Origin of the sequence: Cetobacterium sp. (genome assembly GCF_051653945.1) — a bacterium.
GTDB lineage: Bacteria > Fusobacteriota > Fusobacteriia > Fusobacteriales > Fusobacteriaceae > Cetobacterium_A.
Genome location: NZ_JBOFXD010000060.1, coordinates 18,181 through 36,653, shown reverse-complemented (window position 1 = coordinate 36,653; position 18,473 = coordinate 18,181). Strand labels below are relative to the sequence as shown.

Annotated in this window: 18 protein-coding genes; 10 read left to right on the top strand and 8 right to left on the bottom strand. The window is 28.8% G+C overall.

Annotated features, from left to right (window positions below; all coding sequences use genetic code 11):
- Positions 1 to 8 precede the first annotated feature (8 nt).
- Positions 9 to 1,286, top strand: a complete 1,278-nt coding sequence (gene yqeC / locus ACRC8M_RS06760) for a selenium cofactor biosynthesis protein YqeC (protein ID WP_438528436.1) — start codon at positions 9 to 11, stop codon at positions 1,284 to 1,286.
- The gene (locus ACRC8M_RS06755; protein ID WP_438528435.1) at positions 1,283 to 1,849 is read left to right on the top strand and encodes a xanthine phosphoribosyltransferase; all 567 of its coding nucleotides are present in this window, start codon (positions 1,283 to 1,285) and stop codon (positions 1,847 to 1,849) included. The genes yqeC and ACRC8M_RS06755 overlap by 4 nt, the downstream gene beginning before the upstream one ends.
- Here ACRC8M_RS06755 and ACRC8M_RS06750 read toward each other — a convergent pair whose 3' ends face one another.
- Both ACRC8M_RS06750 and mnmH read right to left on the bottom strand, forming a co-directional pair.
- Entirely contained in the window at positions 1,850 to 2,425 is a 576-nt protein-coding gene (locus tag ACRC8M_RS06750) for a hypothetical protein (RefSeq protein WP_438528434.1), read from the bottom strand.
- Complete coding sequence (gene mnmH, locus ACRC8M_RS06745) at positions 2,388 to 3,428, bottom strand: tRNA 2-selenouridine(34) synthase MnmH (RefSeq protein ID WP_438528433.1); 1,041 nt, start codon at positions 3,426 to 3,428, stop codon at positions 2,388 to 2,390. The genes ACRC8M_RS06750 and mnmH overlap by 38 nt, the downstream gene beginning before the upstream one ends.
- A 131-nt stretch (positions 3,429 to 3,559) precedes the next feature.
- Between mnmH and recQ the strand changes: the two genes are divergently transcribed.
- From recQ to ACRC8M_RS06705, 8 genes are all read left to right on the top strand, one after another.
- Complete coding sequence (gene recQ / locus ACRC8M_RS06740; RefSeq protein ID WP_438528432.1) at positions 3,560 to 5,479, top strand: DNA helicase RecQ; 1,920 nt, start codon at positions 3,560 to 3,562, stop codon at positions 5,477 to 5,479.
- Positions 5,480 to 5,494: 15 nt separating this feature from the next.
- Positions 5,495 to 6,661, top strand: a complete 1,167-nt coding sequence (locus ACRC8M_RS06735) for an ABC transporter permease (RefSeq protein WP_438528431.1) — start codon at positions 5,495 to 5,497, stop codon at positions 6,659 to 6,661.
- Positions 6,654 to 7,334: an ABC transporter ATP-binding protein gene (locus ACRC8M_RS06730; RefSeq protein WP_438528430.1), complete on the top strand. Its 681-nt coding sequence runs from the start codon at positions 6,654 to 6,656 to the stop codon at positions 7,332 to 7,334. Before ACRC8M_RS06735 ends, ACRC8M_RS06730 begins: the two co-directional genes overlap by 8 nt.
- 52 nt (positions 7,335 to 7,386) lie before the next feature.
- Positions 7,387 to 7,947 carry a ribosome hibernation-promoting factor, HPF/YfiA family gene (gene hpf, locus ACRC8M_RS06725; protein ID WP_438528429.1) on the top strand — a complete coding sequence of 187 codons (561 nt, stop codon included), beginning with the start codon at positions 7,387 to 7,389 and terminating at the stop codon, positions 7,945 to 7,947.
- A gap of 130 nt (positions 7,948 to 8,077) precedes the next feature.
- Entirely contained in the window at positions 8,078 to 9,196 is a 1,119-nt protein-coding gene (locus ACRC8M_RS06720) for an ABC transporter ATP-binding protein (protein ID WP_438528428.1), read from the top strand.
- Entirely contained in the window at positions 9,197 to 10,042 is an 846-nt protein-coding gene (locus ACRC8M_RS06715; RefSeq protein ID WP_023049582.1) for an ABC transporter permease, read from the top strand.
- Positions 10,035 to 10,808: an ABC transporter permease gene (locus tag ACRC8M_RS06710; protein WP_438528427.1), complete on the top strand. Its 774-nt coding sequence runs from the start codon at positions 10,035 to 10,037 to the stop codon at positions 10,806 to 10,808. The genes ACRC8M_RS06715 and ACRC8M_RS06710 overlap by 8 nt, the downstream gene beginning before the upstream one ends.
- A gap of 45 nt (positions 10,809 to 10,853) precedes the next feature.
- Positions 10,854 to 11,639: a peptidylprolyl isomerase gene (locus tag ACRC8M_RS06705; RefSeq protein ID WP_438528426.1), complete on the top strand. Its 786-nt coding sequence runs from the start codon at positions 10,854 to 10,856 to the stop codon at positions 11,637 to 11,639.
- Positions 11,640 to 11,668: 29 nt separating this feature from the next.
- Here ACRC8M_RS06705 and ACRC8M_RS06700 read toward each other — a convergent pair whose 3' ends face one another.
- The 6 genes from ACRC8M_RS06700 to ACRC8M_RS06675 are packed head-to-tail and all read right to left on the bottom strand — an operon-like array spanning position 11,669 to position 18,457.
- The gene (locus ACRC8M_RS06700) at positions 11,669 to 12,898 is read right to left on the bottom strand and encodes a peptidase U32 family protein (RefSeq protein ID WP_438528425.1); all 1,230 of its coding nucleotides are present in this window, start codon (positions 12,896 to 12,898) and stop codon (positions 11,669 to 11,671) included.
- A 14-nt stretch (positions 12,899 to 12,912) separates the two neighbouring features.
- Positions 12,913 to 14,253: a replicative DNA helicase gene (dnaB, locus tag ACRC8M_RS06695; RefSeq protein WP_438528424.1), complete on the bottom strand. Its 1,341-nt coding sequence runs from the start codon at positions 14,251 to 14,253 to the stop codon at positions 12,913 to 12,915.
- A 6-nt stretch (positions 14,254 to 14,259) separates the two neighbouring features.
- A complete protein-coding gene (rplI, locus tag ACRC8M_RS06690) occupies positions 14,260 to 14,706 on the bottom strand; it encodes a 50S ribosomal protein L9 (RefSeq protein ID WP_438528423.1) in 447 nt (148 codons plus the stop codon).
- 20 nt (positions 14,707 to 14,726) lie between these two features.
- Positions 14,727 to 15,524: a hypothetical protein gene (locus ACRC8M_RS06685; RefSeq protein ID WP_438528422.1), complete on the bottom strand. Its 798-nt coding sequence runs from the start codon at positions 15,522 to 15,524 to the stop codon at positions 14,727 to 14,729.
- Positions 15,525 to 15,581: 57 nt separating this feature from the next.
- Positions 15,582 to 17,039 (bottom strand): DNA polymerase III subunit gamma/tau, encoded by a 1,458-nt coding sequence (dnaX, locus tag ACRC8M_RS06680; RefSeq protein ID WP_438528421.1) that lies wholly within the window; start codon positions 17,037 to 17,039, stop codon positions 15,582 to 15,584.
- Between the two features lie 26 nt (positions 17,040 to 17,065).
- Positions 17,066 to 18,457, bottom strand: coding sequence for a sigma-54-dependent transcriptional regulator (locus tag ACRC8M_RS06675; protein WP_438528420.1), 1,392 nt, complete (start codon positions 18,455 to 18,457; stop codon positions 17,066 to 17,068).
- Between the last annotated feature and the right edge of the window lie 16 nt (positions 18,458 to 18,473).

Below are 18,473 nucleotides of genomic sequence, written 5' to 3'. Positions count from 1 at the left end.
AGATTTTTATGTCAGAACTTTTTAATATCGTCAAAGGAGATATTATATCTATTACTGGAGCTGGTGGTAAAACTTCATTGATGTTCCATCTGGCAAATAAACTAAAAAAAAGAGGAACTGTCTTAATAGCTACAACCACTAAAATTTTTAAACCAGAAAACACAGAAAATAATAGTTTTATTTTCATATATCCTGAGGAGATAGATTTTATATCTCCTCAGGATAATTTTATACACATTTTTTGTCCAAAAATTGAGAATGGTAAAATTGATAGTGCCTCTTTTGAAGAGTTAAATAAATTTAAAAATCATTTTGACTTTATTTTAATAGAAGCTGATGGAAGTGCTAATAAAGCTCTGAAAGGTTGGAAGAGTAACGAGCCTGTAATTTATCCAGACTCTACTAAAACTATCGCTATTGTTGATATAACAGCCCTATATAAAGAAAAAAATGAAAATACTATCCATAGATTTGACCTTTTTCAAAAACAATATTTTAATTCTAATAAAACTATTGAAAAAAATGATTATATAGGTTATATTAATTCCAATACCTTTTTTAAAGGAACTTCAAATGAAAAAATACTATTTTTTAATAAAATTGAATCTACTGATTTATTTGAAGATTTTTTTAATATTGCAAATAGTATTAATATTACCTCTAAAATCTATTTTGGGTCTATTTTTAAAGATGAATTTTTCTCTTTTAAAAATATCACTCCAATTGTTTTAGCAGCAGGTTTTTCAAAAAGATTTTTAGGCGATAAACTGAGTTTTAAATTAATCAATGGAAAAACTATATTGGAGGAAACTCTTTTAAATATATCTCAAATAAACTTTAAAGAAAAAATACTTGTTGGAAAAATTCCTTTTCATAATGAACTAAGTTATAAATATAACTACTCTTATGTAAACAATCCTAATCCAGAACTTGGTCAAAGCTACTCTGTAATATTGGGAACTTTAAACGCCTCTCTATCTGGTTATCTATTTATTCCAGGAGATATGCCCTTTCTGACAAAGAGTACTCTACTAAAATTGATATATGAATTTCAAAAATATAATCAAATTATAGTTCCAATTATAGATGGAAGTAAAAAAGCTCCTGTGCTTTTTCCAAAACGTTATCGTGGTGAACTCATAGAGCTTAAAGGGGATAGTGGAGGACGTGAGATTTTAAAAAAAGAAAATTTTATAAAATGTAATTTTAAAAACTCTTTGGAGTTTTTTGATATAGATACACAAAATGATTTAAAAAAATTAGAAATGTCGGAGGAACAAAAATGAAATTATTAAAAGAATATATTGAAAAATACGGGACAGTTACTGATGGGTCTATTTTAAAAGTAGATAGCTTTATCAATCACCAAATTGATCCTATTTTAATGATAGAGATTGGAGAAGAATTAAAAAAACGTTTTGAAGGAAAGAATATAAATAAAATTCTTACAATAGAAGCTTCTGGTATTGCTATCGGTATTGCTGCTGCTTATGCACTTAAAGTACCTATGGTTTTTGCTAAAAAAAAGAAGCCTTCTACTATGGGGGATGCGTATAATGCTAATGTTCACTCTTTTACAAAGAAAAAAGACTACAATATAACTGTTTCCAAAGAGTTTTTATCACCTGAAGATCGTATTCTCGTTGTTGATGATTTTTTAGCTATGGGAAATGCTATTATTGGACTTAAAAATATAATTGATCAAGCTGGAGCTTCTCTAGAAGGTGTTGGAATTGTTATTGAAAAAGGATTCCAACCAGGTGGAAGTGTATTAAAAGAGCAAGGAATCCATCTTGAATCCCTTGCTATTATTGAATCTTTAGAAGATAATATAATTACTTTAAGATAATTAAGTCACCAAGGCTGGAAAAAATCCTAATATTGTAAATACAATTACAATTATTAGGATTTTTTTTCTCTCTTTTTTTAAAATCCCATCTTCATTTTGTATTATCTTCTCTTTAGAATTTTTAACCCAATTTAAATACCCCAATATAGAGGCCACTATATATCCTATTGTATAGCATATTACATCAGCTCCATCAAAGGTTCCTATAAAAGTACCATGCCCTCCATAGATCCCTTGAAATACTTCTATTCCAATCATAGTAAAAAATATTATATTAAATATATTTTGAGCCTTTTTATAAAAAACTCTATTATGTAAAATAGATACACCCATTGAGAATAACCATAACCCATCAGGCAAAGAGTATATTACCCAATTAGGTATATGTTTTCTATAAACCCATACTACCTTTCTTACTGACCTAACATATGAATCTAAACTCAGCAATTCTATAATTTGATAGTAAAAAAGATTTCTACTTCTAAAAAGTAAGTATATTAAAACTGCTAAGGCAAATGATAGTAAAACTATAAATATTTTATTCAGTGACCTCTTTTCCAAAAATACCTTTTTCATTTAGATATCTCACCACTTTCTCTACTCCCTCATCTATAGTTTCATAAAAAATCTCTGAATCATAGATATATTTTTCAATACTCTTTTGGTAAAGAGGATCATAATAGTCTAGCATTAAAACTTCTGAAAGCTCATCTATTTTATTATCTTTTAACATTTGTGAGTACTCTTCATATTTCTCTTCACCAATATATCTTCCCACTTTATCTAAACATCTTTGAAGTTCATCTGTTGTTGCTCCTGCATAATCTTCTCTTATTACTTCTACTCTATTTTTTATTGTTGTTTCTAATGATAAATGTACTCCATTACCTAAAGATTTGAATATATCTTCAGGAACATATACATTTCCAATTCTTTTACTTTCACTTTCTGCAATTACGTATTCTGGTTTATTTTTATAAAAATAATCAAATATTAAAGAATCAAATTTTTTCTGACTCTGCTCCTCTTTCTCACAAACTCCACCAAAAAACGAACCTTTATGATTAGCTATTTTTTCTAAATCTAAAACTGAGTATCCTTTTTTTTCTAATTGCTGTAAAATTTTCGTCTTTCCTATACCAGTCTTTCCATGTAAAACAATATATTTTACATCTTTATTATAAGTTTTTATATTTTCTAAAATATACTGTCTATAAGCTCTATACCCTCCTTCTAACTTCCAAGTTGTATACCCTAAAGCTTCAAATAGTGCTGACATAGATCCACTTCTCATTCCACCACGAGCACAATAAAATGCTAATCTACCTTTAGCATGTTTTTGAACCTCTCTAAATATATCGGGTAATCTTTTAGCAATAGCTTCAACACCTAACTCTTTAGCTTTTTCAGGTGAAACCTGTTTATAAGCAGTTCCAACATCAACTCTCTCTTCATCTAAAAGTAATGGTATATTTATAGCTCCTGGAATAGGCTCTTCTTTAAACTCTTTTGGAGTTCTTACATCTATTAAAGTGTAGTTCTTCTCCTTCAACAAATCCTCATATTTTACTAAAATCATTTTTTCCTCCATTTTTTATGCTTATTATATTCTACTATGATTTTTAATAAAATTGAATATTATTTATATAAAAAATATCTTTATTATGATAAAATCTATTCAGAAATTAACTTTTAAAAAGAAAGGAAGTTATGAAAACAAAAGCAAAAGAGTTACTAAAAACTATTTATGGATATGAAAATTTTAGAAAAGGACAAGATATAATTATTAATAATATCCTTTCTAAAAAAGACACTTTAGGTGTTATGTCTACTGGTGGAGGAAAATCTATCTGTTATCAAATCCCAGCTTTAATTTATCCTCACCTTACTATTGTTATCTCCCCTCTTATCTCCTTAATGAAAGATCAAGTTGATTCTTTAAAATATTTAGGTGTAAGAGCTGGATTTTTAAATTCTACATTGAGTAAGGAGGAATATCTTAAATTAGTTCAGGGAATTAGAAATAAAAGTATAAAGATTCTTTATATTGCACCAGAAAGGCTAGCAAATGAAAAATTTATAAACTTTATAAAAAATATACAACTATCTATGATTGCTGTTGATGAAGCTCACTGTATTTCTCAATGGGGACATGATTTTAGAAAAAGCTATCTGGAGATTCCAGATTTTTTAACTAAAATCAATCAACGACCACAAATTTTAGCACTTACTGCCACTGCCACAAGCAAAGTTCGACAAGATATAATTGAAAAACTTAATTTACAAAATCCAAAAGTTTCTGTCGATGGATTCGATAGAGAAAATATTACTTTTAAAGTTGAAAAAGGTGTTGTTCCAGAAGCATTTATCAGTGAATATTTAAAAAGAAATTCAAAAAAATCTGGAATAATATATGCTGCTACCCGTAAAGAAGTTGACAATTTATATGGTTATTTACAACTTAAAGGATTTAGTGTTGGAAAATATCATGCTGGTTTAGATGAAAAAGAACGTACAGAGTTTCAAGATAAATTTTTAAGAGATGACGTTAAGGTTATGATTGCTACTAATGCTTTTGGCATGGGTATTGACAAATCCAATGTTCGATATGTCATACATCGAAATATCCCAAAAGATTTGGAAAGTTACTATCAAGAAGCGGGCAGAGCTGGAAGAGATGGTGCACCTTCTGAAGCAATACTTCTTTTCTTTGAAGAGGATGTGTCTACCCAAGAGTTTCTAATTGAACAAAATGAGGAGAGTTCAAAACATTTAAAAAATACCAAAAGAAAAAAACTCGATCAAATGATTGACTATGCTTACTTAGAAAGTTGTTATAGAGAGTATATTTTAAAATATTTTGGCGATAAAAGAATTAAAAATTACTGTGGTAATTGCGGTAATTGTAAAAATTTTAAAGATGTAAAATCTTTTACTTTAGACGCACAGAAAGTTTTTTCCTGCATTGGTCGTACAAAAGAAAGCATTGGTATCTCTACTCTGACTAATATTTTAATGGGAAAAATTGATACAAAAATTGAAAGAAAAGAATATTTTAAACTTACTACATTTGGGATTATGTCCTCTTATAATAGAACTAATCTCGAAGAGTTTATATATTATCTTATATCTGAAAACTATTTAGAACAAAGTGCTGGGAGTTTTCCTACACTAAAATTAACTTCTAAAGCCTTTAAAGTTTTAAAAAATATCAAAGCTGTATTTAGAAGGGTAAATGAATCTGTAACATTTGATTATTTTGAAGATCCACTTTTTGAAACATTAAACAATTTAAGAAAAGAGATTGCTCAAAAAGAGGGAGTTCCTCCCTATATTATTTTCTCTGATTTAACTCTTATGGAAATGGCTGAAAAAAAACCTCAAAATCGTTGGGAAATGTTAAAAATTAGAGGAATTGGTAATCAAAAATTTAAAAATTATGGAGATCTTTTTTTAAAGACAATTAATAAACTTTCTCCTCAAGAGATTGATATGCTTTATGTAGACAATATTATTGATGAAAAATATTTAGGTGACAAGCAACTTACAGAATTAAAAAAAGCTTTAAATACTAAAATTACAACTGATGAATTGAAAGAGATTTTAATAAAAACTCTTTTTACTAACTAACTGCGAGGTGAATTAATGTTATTTGAATTTTTTATAGCTAAAAAACATATTTTCGAACATAAAAAACAAAGTTTTATTGGAATTATTGGTATTGCCATTGGTATTATCGTTCTTACTGTATCTATTGGTATTTCAAATGGCTTAAATAAAAATATGATTGATAGTATTCTTTCTCTATCTAGTCACGTTACTGTTATCGGTAATGAAAACTTAAAAAATTATGATTCTCTAGAAAGTACTTTTGAAAAATACCCAGAAGTTAAAGGAGTAATTCCTAAAGTTTCTAGTCAAGGGATTGTTAAATATAATGGGATTTTAGGAACTTATGTTTCTGGAGTTAAACTAGATGGACTAGATTTAAAAAAAGCTATTCCTGCTCTTAATTTAGAAAGTAAAATCAAAAGAGGAAGTATTGATTTATCAAATAAAAAAGGGGTTTTAATTGGAGAGGAACTTTTAAATAGAATTGGAGGTAGTATTGGGGACCCTATTAATATAATCTCTGCAAATAATAAAGAGTTACAATTGGAAATTATGGGAACTTTTCAAAGTGGTTATTATGATTATGATCTATCAATGATTATTTTACCTATTCAAACTGCCCAATATATAACAGAAAGAGATGGAACAATTAGTTCAATCGATTTAATTTTGAAAAACCCATATGATGCTGATAAAATTTCTAATAAAATTTATTCTGATACAGGCCTTTACAATCGAACTTGGGGAAGTTTAAATCAAAATCTTTTGAAAGCTCTTACTCTTGAAAAAACAGTAATGATTATAGGTTTTTCATTAATTGTTATTATAGCTGGTTTTGTAGTTTGGGTAATTTTGAACACAATGGTGAGAGAGAAGATTAGATATATAGGAATTATGAGATCTGTTGGAATATCTCATAGCTCTATTATTAAGATATTTTTAATTCAGGGAATAATGCTGGGGCTAACTGGAATTATTTTTGGAGTTGCTATATCTTTATTTTTACTTTGGTATATTAAAACATACTCTCTTCCTGGTATATCTTCCATATATTATTTGACAAAAGTTCCAATAGAGTTATCATTAAAAGAGTTATCAACTATTGTAGGAGCTAATATACTGTTGATATTTTTATCCAGTGTATTTCCTGCATATAGGGCTGGAAAATTAAAAATTGTGGAGGCTTTAAGACATGACTAAAAATATTGTACTTGAATTAAAAAATATTTGTAAAAACTATTCGACTAAGACAGAAACTTTAGAGATTATTAAAAACTTAAATTTACAAATTGAAGAGGGGGATTTTATCTCTATTCTTGGACAATCTGGTTCTGGGAAAACTACTTTATTAAACTTAATTGGTCTTTTAGATTCTCCTACTTCAGGAAATATTTATATTGATAATGAAAATATATCTGTAAATAGCTCTAATATCGACTTAGTACGAAATAAAAAAATTGGTTTTGTTTTTCAATTCCATTATCTTTTACCTGAATTTACAGCTCTCGAAAATGTTATGATTCCAGCTCTAACTCAAGATTATTCTAAAAAAAAGGAGATTGAGAAAAGAGCTCTTGAACTTCTTAAAGAGGTCGGAGTTGACCATAGAGCTAATCATAAACCAACTGAACTTTCTGGTGGAGAAAAACAAAGAGTAGCTATTGCAAGAGCGTTAATAAATAACCCTAAAATTTTACTTTTAGATGAACCTACTGGGAATCTAGATAATGAGACAAGTGAAAAAATTTTTAATATTTTCAAACAAATTAACGGCAAAAAACGTCAAACAATTATAACAGTAACACATTCAAGAGAGCTTGCTGAGATATCTAACAAAAAATTATTCTTAAAAAAAGGAATTCTTTCAGAATAAAGGTATAGATAGAGTAAGAAAGCTACATAAATATCCATAAGGGGTGGTTTGTATGAGAATAAACTATAATACTAACGGAGATCTTGTTATTACTGACGCCATCAAAAGTCATTGTGAAAAGAACTTTTTTAAATTAAAAAAATTCTTTGATAACATCTTAACTGTAAACGTTACTTTATCCGCTACAAAATCAAAAACAGGACCTCTACAAAGAGTCGATGCCAGAGTTCATGTGAACGGAAATGTGATTAAGGGTGTTTATACAGATGACGACCTTTATAATGCAATAGATCGTGTAACTGAAATTTTAGCAAAACAGATTAAAAAGCACAAGGAAAAATTAAGAGATAATAATCACTCATCACCTAATATTCCTACTGCTAAAAAAATTACATTCGAATCTTCTGATAACTCAATTACTGTAGAATCTACAAAAAAAATTGAGAGTATCACAGTTAATCCTCGACCTATGGATGTAGAAGAAGCTATATTACAATTAGAAGCTTTAAATAAAGATTTCTACGTTTTTACAAACTCGGAAACTGGAGATATGAATATCGTTTATAAAAAAAGAAGTGGAGATTACGGTCACGTAGAACCTGCTCATTTCTAAGAAAATTTAAGAATCCTAGTACAGCTAGGATTCTTTTTTATTTATACCAAATAAACTGGTTTATTTTATTTGTTAAATATGATAGAATATTATTATTGTGAACAAATTTATTATATATTAGGAGGTAAAATTGAAAAAAACAGATATTAAAATTGTCGATATTAAAAAAAGTTTCGACGGAGTTGATGTTTTAAAAGATATTAACTTAAATATTAAAGATGGAGAGTTTTTTTCTATTTTGGGTCCATCTGGATGTGGTAAGACTACTCTTTTAAGAATGATTGCAGGATTTATAACTCCTGATAGTGGAGCAATCTATTTAGGAGATGAGAATATAGTTGAGTTAGCCCCAAATAAAAGGAACGTAAATACAATTTTCCAAAAATACGCTTTATTTCCTCATTTAACAGTCTATGAAAATGTAGCTTTTCCTCTTAGGTTAAAAAAAGTTGATGAGAAAACAATTGATGCTGAAGTTAGAAAATTCATCGAGCTTGTTGATTTAAAAGATCATATGTACAAAAAACCTAATCAACTTTCTGGTGGACAGCAACAAAGAGTTTCAATTGCCAGAGCTCTTATCAATAAACCTGGTGTTTTACTGTTAGACGAACCATTATCAGCATTAGATGCTAAATTAAGACAAAATCTTTTAATTGAACTTGATAATATTCATGATGAAGTAGGAATAACTTTTATTTTTATTACACATGATCAGCAAGAAGCACTATCTATTTCTGATCGTATTGCAGTTATGAATAAGGGCGAAATTTTACAAGTAGGAACTCCTGCTGAAGTTTATGAAGCTCCCGCTGATTCATTTGTAGCAGATTTTATCGGTGAAAATAATTTCTTTGAAGGTGTTGTGACTGAAATTTTTGATAAAACATATGGAAAAATTCAAAGCGAATCTCTAGGTGAATTAATTTTTGAATTAGATAAACCTATTAAAATTGGGGATAAAATCAGAGTTTCAATAAGACCTGAAAAAATTAGAGTTTCTAAACATATACCCACAGGACTTTCGGATAAACATAACACTTTAAAAGTTTATGTGGATGAACTTATCTATTCAGGGTTCCAAAGTAAATATTTTGTTTGGGTAAATGGTGATAAAAATATTCTATTTAAAGCCTTTAAACAGCACGCTGTTTATTTTGATGAAGAAGACAATGATACAATACACTGGGATGAAGATGCCTATATATCTTGGCATGCTGATGATAGCTTCTTAGTTGAGGTGATATAATTGAAAAAAATATCTTCTGGAAGTTTTTACAGTATTCCTTTAACTCTTTGGATGTCTGTATTCTTTGTCATTCCAATGCTTATTGTTCTAAGTTATGCTTTTTTAACAAAAGGAACTTACGGTGGAGTTCAAATGATCTTCACTCTCAAAAATTTCAATGTATTTTTTGAGCCTATATTTTTGAAAATATTATTTAGAACAATATATATATCTATAGCTGTAACTTTTATAACAGTACTTTTAGCTGTCCCTACTGCATATTTTATTGCTAGGTCTAAATTTAGACAAGAGCTACTTATCCTTGTTATTATTCCATTTTGGACTAATTTTCTAATTAGAATATATGCTTGGATATCAATCTTAGGTTCGAATGGATTTTTAAATACATTTTTAATTAAATTAGGAATAATAGAAACTCCATTAAAGCTATTATATAATACTGGGTCGGTTATTCTAATAACTGTTTATACTAGTTTACCCTTTGCTATATTGCCACTTTATGCAATTATTGAAAAATTTGATTTTTCTCTAGTTGAGGCTGCAAGAGATTTGGGAGCTACTAATAGTCAAGCTTTTAGAAAAGTTTTTTTACCAAATATTAAATCTGGTATCATTACAGCTATTTTATTTACCTTTATTCCTGCTATGGGATCATATGCAATCCCTAAGCTTGTGGGTGGTACTCAAGCTACTATGCTTGGAAATATCATTGCTCAGCATTTAACTGTAACAAGAAACTGGCCTTTAGCCTCTGCTATATCTGCTATGCTTATCTTAGTTACATCAATTGCTCTATTAATTTTTATGAGAGCTGAAAAAAAATCTAAGGAGGTAAGTGATGAATAGAAGAAGAACATCTTTATTTTTCTTTATTCTTTCTATGATATTTTTTTATTTACCACTAGTAATTCTTGTTATGTATTCTTTTAACGAAGGTAGATCTAGCACTTGGCAAGGGTTCTCAATGAAATGGTATAAAGAGCTATTTTTATATTCTGATAACATTTGGAAAGCTTTTAAATATAGTTTAATAATAGGAATTTTATCTAGCACAATATCGACATTGATTGGTACTTTAGGAGCTATTGGAATACATTGGTATAATTTTAAACATAAAAATTATTTAAAAGTTATTACTTTTTTACCTTTAGTTATTCCTGATATAATTTTAGGAGTTTCTCTTTTAATAATGTTTGCTACTATGAAATTAGAATTAGGATTAACTAGTATCTTTATAGCCCATACAACATTTAATATACCTTTTGTTTTATTTATTGTTTTATCTAGACTTGGAGAATTTGATTACTCTATTGTTGAGGCTGCTTATGATCTTGGTGCCAATGAGTTTCAAACATTAAAAAAGGTAATTCTACCAATGTTGATGCCTGCTATAATATCTGGATTTTTAATGGCTTTAACTTTATCATTTGATGATTTTGTTACAACATTCTTTGTTGCTGGACCTGGATCTTCTACACTACCATTAAGAATATACTCTATGATTAGGTTAGGGGTTTCTCCAGTTGTAAATGCATTGTCTGTATTACTTATTGTTTTATCCATAGGCTTAACCCTATCTACAAAAAGTTTACAAAAGTACTTTGTAAAATAGGTTTTTATATAGTATAATACTAGCAGAAAAAACAGGAGGGCATATATGAAAAAAATCATTAAATTACTATCTCTAGTAGTGATGTTAGCTGTAATGGTGAGTTGTTCATCTACTAGTAAAACTCAAGCAGTAAAATATAACGATATTAGAGCTACTTTTGTAACAACACAAGGGGATATTAGTTTCTATTTATACCCAGAGGCTTCCCCAGTAACTGTAGCTAATTTTATAAACCTTGCAAAAAGAGGGTTCTATGACAATACAAAAATTCATAGAGCTGTAGAAAATTTTGTGGTTCAAGGTGGAGACCCGACTGGAAGAGGAGATGGAGGACCTGGTTATTCTATTCCTGATGAATTCTCTAAATGGCTAGATTTCTATCAACCAGGAATGTTAGCAATGGCAAATACAGGACCTGAAACAGGAGGATCTCAATTCTTCTTTACTCTTTATCCTGCTGATTGGCTAAACAATAAACATACTCTATTTGGAGAATATATTGAAGAAAAAGACTTCAATAATATCAAAAAATTAGAAGTTGGAGATGTTATTAAAGAGATTAAATTTACTGGAGATGTCGATTTATTCTTATCTTTACATAAAACACAAGTAGAGGAGTGGAACTCTACATTAGATCAAAATTTTCCAAATCTAAAAAAATATCCCATAAAGGATAAAAACGAATTCAGTGGAGAAGCTCAAGCATACTATGATGAACTTCAAAGAATTTATACAAAGAAAGATCAAAAAGAAGAGCAAGAAAAAGAGTGGTTTATTCCTAGATTTATAAGAGCTACTGAGAAAAAAATAAAAGATTCAAGAAATAACTAATAAAAAAAGAGGCGATGCCTCTTTTTTTATTACTCTTGAGTTTCCTTAACTCTTCTAATCATATCCATAGCTTCAAATCCACCTTCTAAAACTACCTTTACAATTGAATTTGGATTAGCTGCTTCTACAACTTCTTCTCCAGCCTTAGTTATTAAAGTCATCTTAGGCATTACAATCACTCTAGGCTTTCCTGAAGTAGTTATAACCTCTAAAGATTCTCCTGCTAGAACTCTATTTCTAATTCCTAAAACATATTCATTTTCACCAATTTTCTCCTCTATTTTAGCAACTAATTGGTGTGTTTGACTGTAAGAGTTTCTATCGTTATAGTTATTAGCTTCCGCTCCTGGTTGTCCATGATAGAATCCTTGAGTATATGATCTATTAGATGTTGATTGAATCTCTTCCATCCAAGTTGGATCATACTCATACTCTCCTGCATAATATTTATTTATTGCCTCTTTATATACTTTTACAGCATTTGAAACATAATAAATACCTTTCATTCTACCCTCAATTTTTAAAGAATCTACTCCTAAATCAAGAATTTTATCTATAATCTCTATTGTACATAAATCCTTTGAGTTAAATATATATGTTCCTCTTTCATCTTCGTAAACAGGCATATACTCATTTGGTCTTGTTTCTTCAACTAAATTGTACTTCCATCTACATGACTGAGCACAATCGCCTCTATTAGCATCTCTTCCAGTCATATAGTTACTTAGTAAACATCTTCCTGAAACTGACATACACATAGCTCCGTGAACAAAAACCTCTAACTCTATATCAGGGACTTTAGCTCTTATTTCAGCTATATTGTCTAAAGATATCTCTCTTGCTAAAACTACTCTTTTAGCACCTAAATCTTTCCACATTTTTACTGAACGCCAGTTTGTATTACTTGCTTGAGTACTTACACTTATATTTAAGTCAGTATGTTCTCTTACCACTTGGAATACTCCTAAGTCAGCAACTATTACACCATCTACCCCAATCTCTTCTAAATACTTTACATAATCTGGTAATAACTCTAATTCATTGTTATGAGGTATTATATTAAGAGCTACATACACTCTTTTTTCCATTGAATGTGCATATTCAACAGCCTCTTTTAACTCCTCATCATTAAAGTTGTGACTTCCAGCTCTTAGGTTAAACATTTTTCCTCCTAAGAATACTGCGTCTGCTCCATAATGGAAAGCCATTTTTAACTTTTCCATATTTCCTGCTGGAGCTAATAATTCTGCTCTTTTCATTTTTTCTCACCTTTCTATTCAACCTTAGTTGTGTAATCTCCAAACTTGGTAATTTCATGGAAGAACTTCAAGTTTACAGTTCCAACTGGTCCATTTCTTTGCTTTCCTATGATAACTTCTGTTATACCTTTTTGTTCAGATTCATCATTATAATAATCATCTCTATATAAAAATACAACCATATCAGCATCTTGCTCAATTGCTCCTGATTCTCTTAAGTCTGATAGCATTGGTCTTCTATCAGCTCTTTGTTCTGGAGCACGAGAAAGCTGTGATAGTGCAATTATCGGTATATCTAACTCTCTAGCTATCCCTTTTAATGATCTTGAGATATCTGAGATTTCTTGCTGTCTATTATCTGATTTTCCACTTGTTCCTTTTATAAGTTGCAAATAGTCAATTAAAATCATATCTAATTTTCCAGCCGCTTTTAATCTTCTTGCTATAGATCTAATCTCTAAAACATTTACATTGGGAACATCTGCAATATTTATTTCAGCATTTGCCAATTTACCACTGGCAATTCCTAATTTTCCCCAATCATCTTCTCCTAAAAATCCATTTCTAATCTTTTGTAATCCTATACCAGCCTCTATAGCTAAAAGTCTTTGTAATAACTGTGAGCTTGACATCTCTAAACTAAATACTAAAACTCCTTTGTCAGCCTTCATAGCTGCATTTAAAGCCAAGTTTAAGGCAAAGGCTGTTTTTCCCATAGATGGTCTAGCAGCTAGAACTACTAAATCTGATGGATGAAATCCACTTGTCATTTCATCAAAATGTTTAAATCCACTTGATATTCCAGTTGTTACACCTTTATTTTGTAAAAGTTGTTCCAATCTTTCAAATTCATTTGTAACAACCTCTTTTAAACTAACAATGTCTTTTGATTCTTTACTCTCAGCAACTTTAAATATCATTCCTTCAGCTTTATCTAATATAGTATCCACATCTTCATATCCTTCATAAGTCATTTCTACTATTTTAGTTCCTATATCTCCAAGCTTTCTTAAAGTTGCTTTCTCTTTTATAATTCTTGCATAAGTTAAGATATTTGCTGCTGTTGGTACTTCTTCTATAATTTCATAAAATATAGCTTCTCCACCAATATCATCAAATTTATCTTTTCTTTTAAGTCTATCCATAACTATTATTGGATCTATTGATTCTCCAGAACCATATACTTCTTGCATAACTTCAAAAATTATTTTGTGAGCCATTTTATAAAAATCACTTGAAGTAATAATCTCTATTACCTCACTAAAAATATCTGGCTTTAAAAAAATACCACCTAGAACTGATCTTTCAGCTTCTAAACTACTTGGAATTTTTCTAAGTTTTTCTATATCTTCCATTTTTCACTATCCTTTTATAACTACTAAAACCTCAGCCTTTACATCTGTATGTAACTTTACAATTACTTTATGTTCTCCTAAGCTTTTAATAGTGCACTCTATTTTTTTTCTATCTATATCTAATCCAAACTCTTTTTTTAATTCAGATGAAACCTCTTTGTTTGTTATTGCTCCAAATAGTTTTCCATTATCTCCTGTTTTTCCAACTATTGATAATTTTTTACTCTCTAATAATGCTTTTACTTCAATGGCTTTTTTCTTTTCCTCTTCAGCTTTTTTACTATCTCTTATTTTTTTATTCTCTATCTTTTTTAACTCCTCTGGAGTTGCTATGATTCCCTTGTTATTTTTTAATAGGAAGTTTTTTGCATACCCTTCAGAAACACTTACAATCTCTCCTTTTCTTCCTTGTCCTGCCACATCCGCTGTTAAAATTACTTGTATTTTTGACATAAAAACTCCTCCTAATTATTTTATGATTTTACTATTTTAATTTTTATTCCACTTGCTAATGCTCCAAAAATAAATGCAAACTCTGGAGATATTAACGCTAAAAATACTCCTACTGTAAAGCATAAAGATTGTTTTTTTACTTTTTCATTTAAAATACTTGCAACTATCTTCATGAAATACATTATATAAACTATTTTTAAAATTTCTAATATATTACTTGTTAAATTTCCACCAAAAGAGCTATATTTCTCTATGAAAAATACAACTATATAAGGAATTAACCATAAATATGAAGTTTCCCATTTAAAGAAATCCTCTTTGTTTAAAAAGTAATATGTTAAAAATACTGTCATATTTAAATATGCAAATACTAAATATGTGAAATTGTCCTTGATATACTTAAATGCCATATCAACTTCATATTGAGTAAATGTTGTTTTTTGTAAGTACAAATTCTTTAATTGTTCGAAACCTATATTTAAACCAACTCTATTAAAATATATATATACACAAACTCCAATACCTACTAATAAACTTGTTATAAATATTCTATCAAAACATTGTATTTTTTTACCATATTTTTTTAATACATAGTAAAGAACTTCTATCGAAACAAAAACTCCAATATAAGTTACTAAAAAATGTATATCTATCCAACCTATAGCAGCTAAAGCAACTATATTGGCTATAATTTTAGTTTTTAAATCTGCATTTTCTAATTTTTTAATTTTATAATATGGTAAAATCCAACTTAGAAAAGGCATTGAGGTAGAAACTAAAAATAGTGCTGCTATTATTATTCCTGTTATTAAAAACATTAATCCTCCTAAAACTTTATCAGGATAATTATACCATAAAGGTAGAGTTTTGTTAAGTTATATTATTTCTCCTCCAAAAAAATCTATTATTTTTTTTGAAAAATCCTCATTTTCTGCTCTATCTTTATTTTTATTAACCTCTTGCAATTCATATTTTATCATAATTTTTGATTTAAGAACTTTTCTTGCTACATCTAAGAACAACGTTCTATATGGCTCTGTTTCCATCATATTTTTTGCAAACCCTTGATCTTCTGGAAACCCAATAGTTAAAGTGTTGTTTGAAAAATCTTTGAAATATGCTTTAATTAAAAATGCACCAAATGTCATTTTTACTTTTTTAGACTCTTCAATTATTTTATTCCAAGATTTTTTTACCTCATCATAAGTTACTTTAGATACAACCTCTTGCCCAATATTATTTTCTAAAATATCTGATGTATCCTTATCACTTTCTTGAACTTTTTCTATAATTTTCTCAACTATAATCTCTTTTTCTTTTCTCTCTGTTAATCTATTTAAAATAACATATCCAATTAGACGCTTATCCTCTTCATAACGAAATTTAGATAAAATATCATAAATTGTATCAATTATTTCTAGACCTTTTTCAGTTTCTAAGTCACCTTTAATAATTCTATCTTTAGCTCTTTTTGCTAAATCTTTAAAAAACAACTCTATATCTATAGAGTTTTTCCAGATATCTTCTAAAAGTTCAATTCCTTGAGATTGGTTTTTATTCTCTATAGTTTCTATGAATAAATCTATAGTTTTTATAGGCGTTATTCCCAATACATCTTCGGTCTTTTCAATTACAATGTTTTTTTCCTCTGTATTTATCATAAGTCTTTCTAAAATTGATATTGAATCTCTCATACTTCCACCAGAGGCTTCATAAATAGCGACTAAACTAGCTTCATCTATTTTATATCCTTCGCTATCTACTATGTATAATAGTTTCCCTCTCATATCTCTATAATTAACACTTTTAAAATCATATCTCTGACATCTTGAGATGATAGTTGGTAAAATTTTATCAGGCTCTGTTGTAGCTAGAATAAATAGAACATGCTCTGGAGGCTCCTCTAAAGTTTTTAAAAGAGCATTAAAAGCTTCCTTGGTTAACATATGAACTTCATCTATTATGTAAACCTTTTTTCTTCCCTTACTAGGACTATAATTTATTTTTTCTTTTAATTGTCTTATTTCGTCAATCCCTCTATTTGAAGCTGCATCTATTTCAATTAAATCTAAAAAATTTCCCATAGAAATCTCTTTACAATTTTCACATATGTTGCAAGGTGTATCTGTTATACCATTTGTTAAACAGTTTAAACCTTTTGCCATAAGTCTAGCTATAGATGTTTTTCCTACACCACGAGGTCCTGTAAATAAATAAGCGTGTGCCAACCTATTAGATTTTAGTGAGTTCTTTAAAGTCTGAACAATCTCTTGCTCTCCTGCAATCTCTTCAAAACCTTTTGGTCTATATTTTCTATATAATGTTACGTGCATTTTTTTTCCTCCTAAGGCCTAGAGTTTTACTCTAAGCCATAGTTATTCATCTTTGTTCTCAATGTATTTCTTGTTATTCCAAGTAGTTCTGCTGTCTCAACTTTTTTACCACTTGTTATCTCTAAAACCTGACGTATTAACTCTTTTTCAACTTTTGATATTATTATCCCATAATAGTTATTTTGTTTATTATTTTTTAATCCTAAAAGCTCTCCCTCTATCCAATCAGTTAATACCCAACTTTGGTTATCTCCCTTTCTTTTAGATATTTTATTTCCTGTTACATTTCCTGGTAATTCTTCAACTAAAATAGAACTTCCTCTACAAAGAGCTACTGCTGACTTTATAGCATTTTTTAACTCATTTACATTTCCTGGCCAATCATATCTCATTATTTTTTTCATCGCAGGTTTACTCACACCTTTTACAGCTTTATGTAACTCCTCATTGCAACTAGATAAATAATGATCTATTATAAATGGAATATCATCTTTTCTCTCTCTTAATGGCGGTATATTAATCTCTAATATTTTCAATTTATTATATAATTCGTCAATAAATAGTTTTTTATTAATTAATTCTTCCAAATTTTCACTTGTAGTAGCCACTATTCTTATATTCATTTCAATAGGTTCAGATCCACCCATTCTAAAAAATTCTCCCTCTTGTAGTAAATATAAAATCTTTGATTGCATATCTAAACTTAAAGACTCTATATTTCCTAAGTGTAGCGTTCCTCCATTAGCTTTTTCTAAATCTCCTATCTGTAGAAACGCTGCTCCTTCAAAGGCTCCTTTTTCATAACCAAACAACTTTCTTTCTAAGAGATTGTTTTGAAAAGATGTACAATTTACTGTTAAAAATGGCTTTGTATTCCAATCACTAAATTGATGTATTGCTGTTGCCACACTACTTTTTCCAGTTCCTTTCTCTCCTACTACTAGAACTGGAATCCTGCTATTTGCAACTCTACCAATCATCTTATACACTTCTACAATCTCTTTTGTTTGCCCTATTAATTTATCCCCAGTATTTTTATTTCTATCTACTCTTTCAGCTAAAAGTTTATGATCTTTTACCGCTTTTTCTAAGATTTTATTAACATCTTTTGGACTAATTGGTTTTAAAATATAGTCATATGCACCTGCTTTTATTACACCTGCAACTAATTTCAAATTTGAAGTTTCCCCCATTATTATAATTACTGATCTTTTATGTGTTTCTGTAATTTTTTTAACAAGGTTTACCAATGCATCTTGTTGTAAATTTGTTTCATCAATTACAACAGCTTCGTATTTTCTTTCTTTTAATAACTCCATAAAAGAACTAATATTTTCTGCAAACCTTAATTCATTTTCAAAATTACTTTCTAACTCATCTTTTAATTCATTTTCTAATCTAAATCCTAAAAGAGTCAAATCTCTTCACCATCCT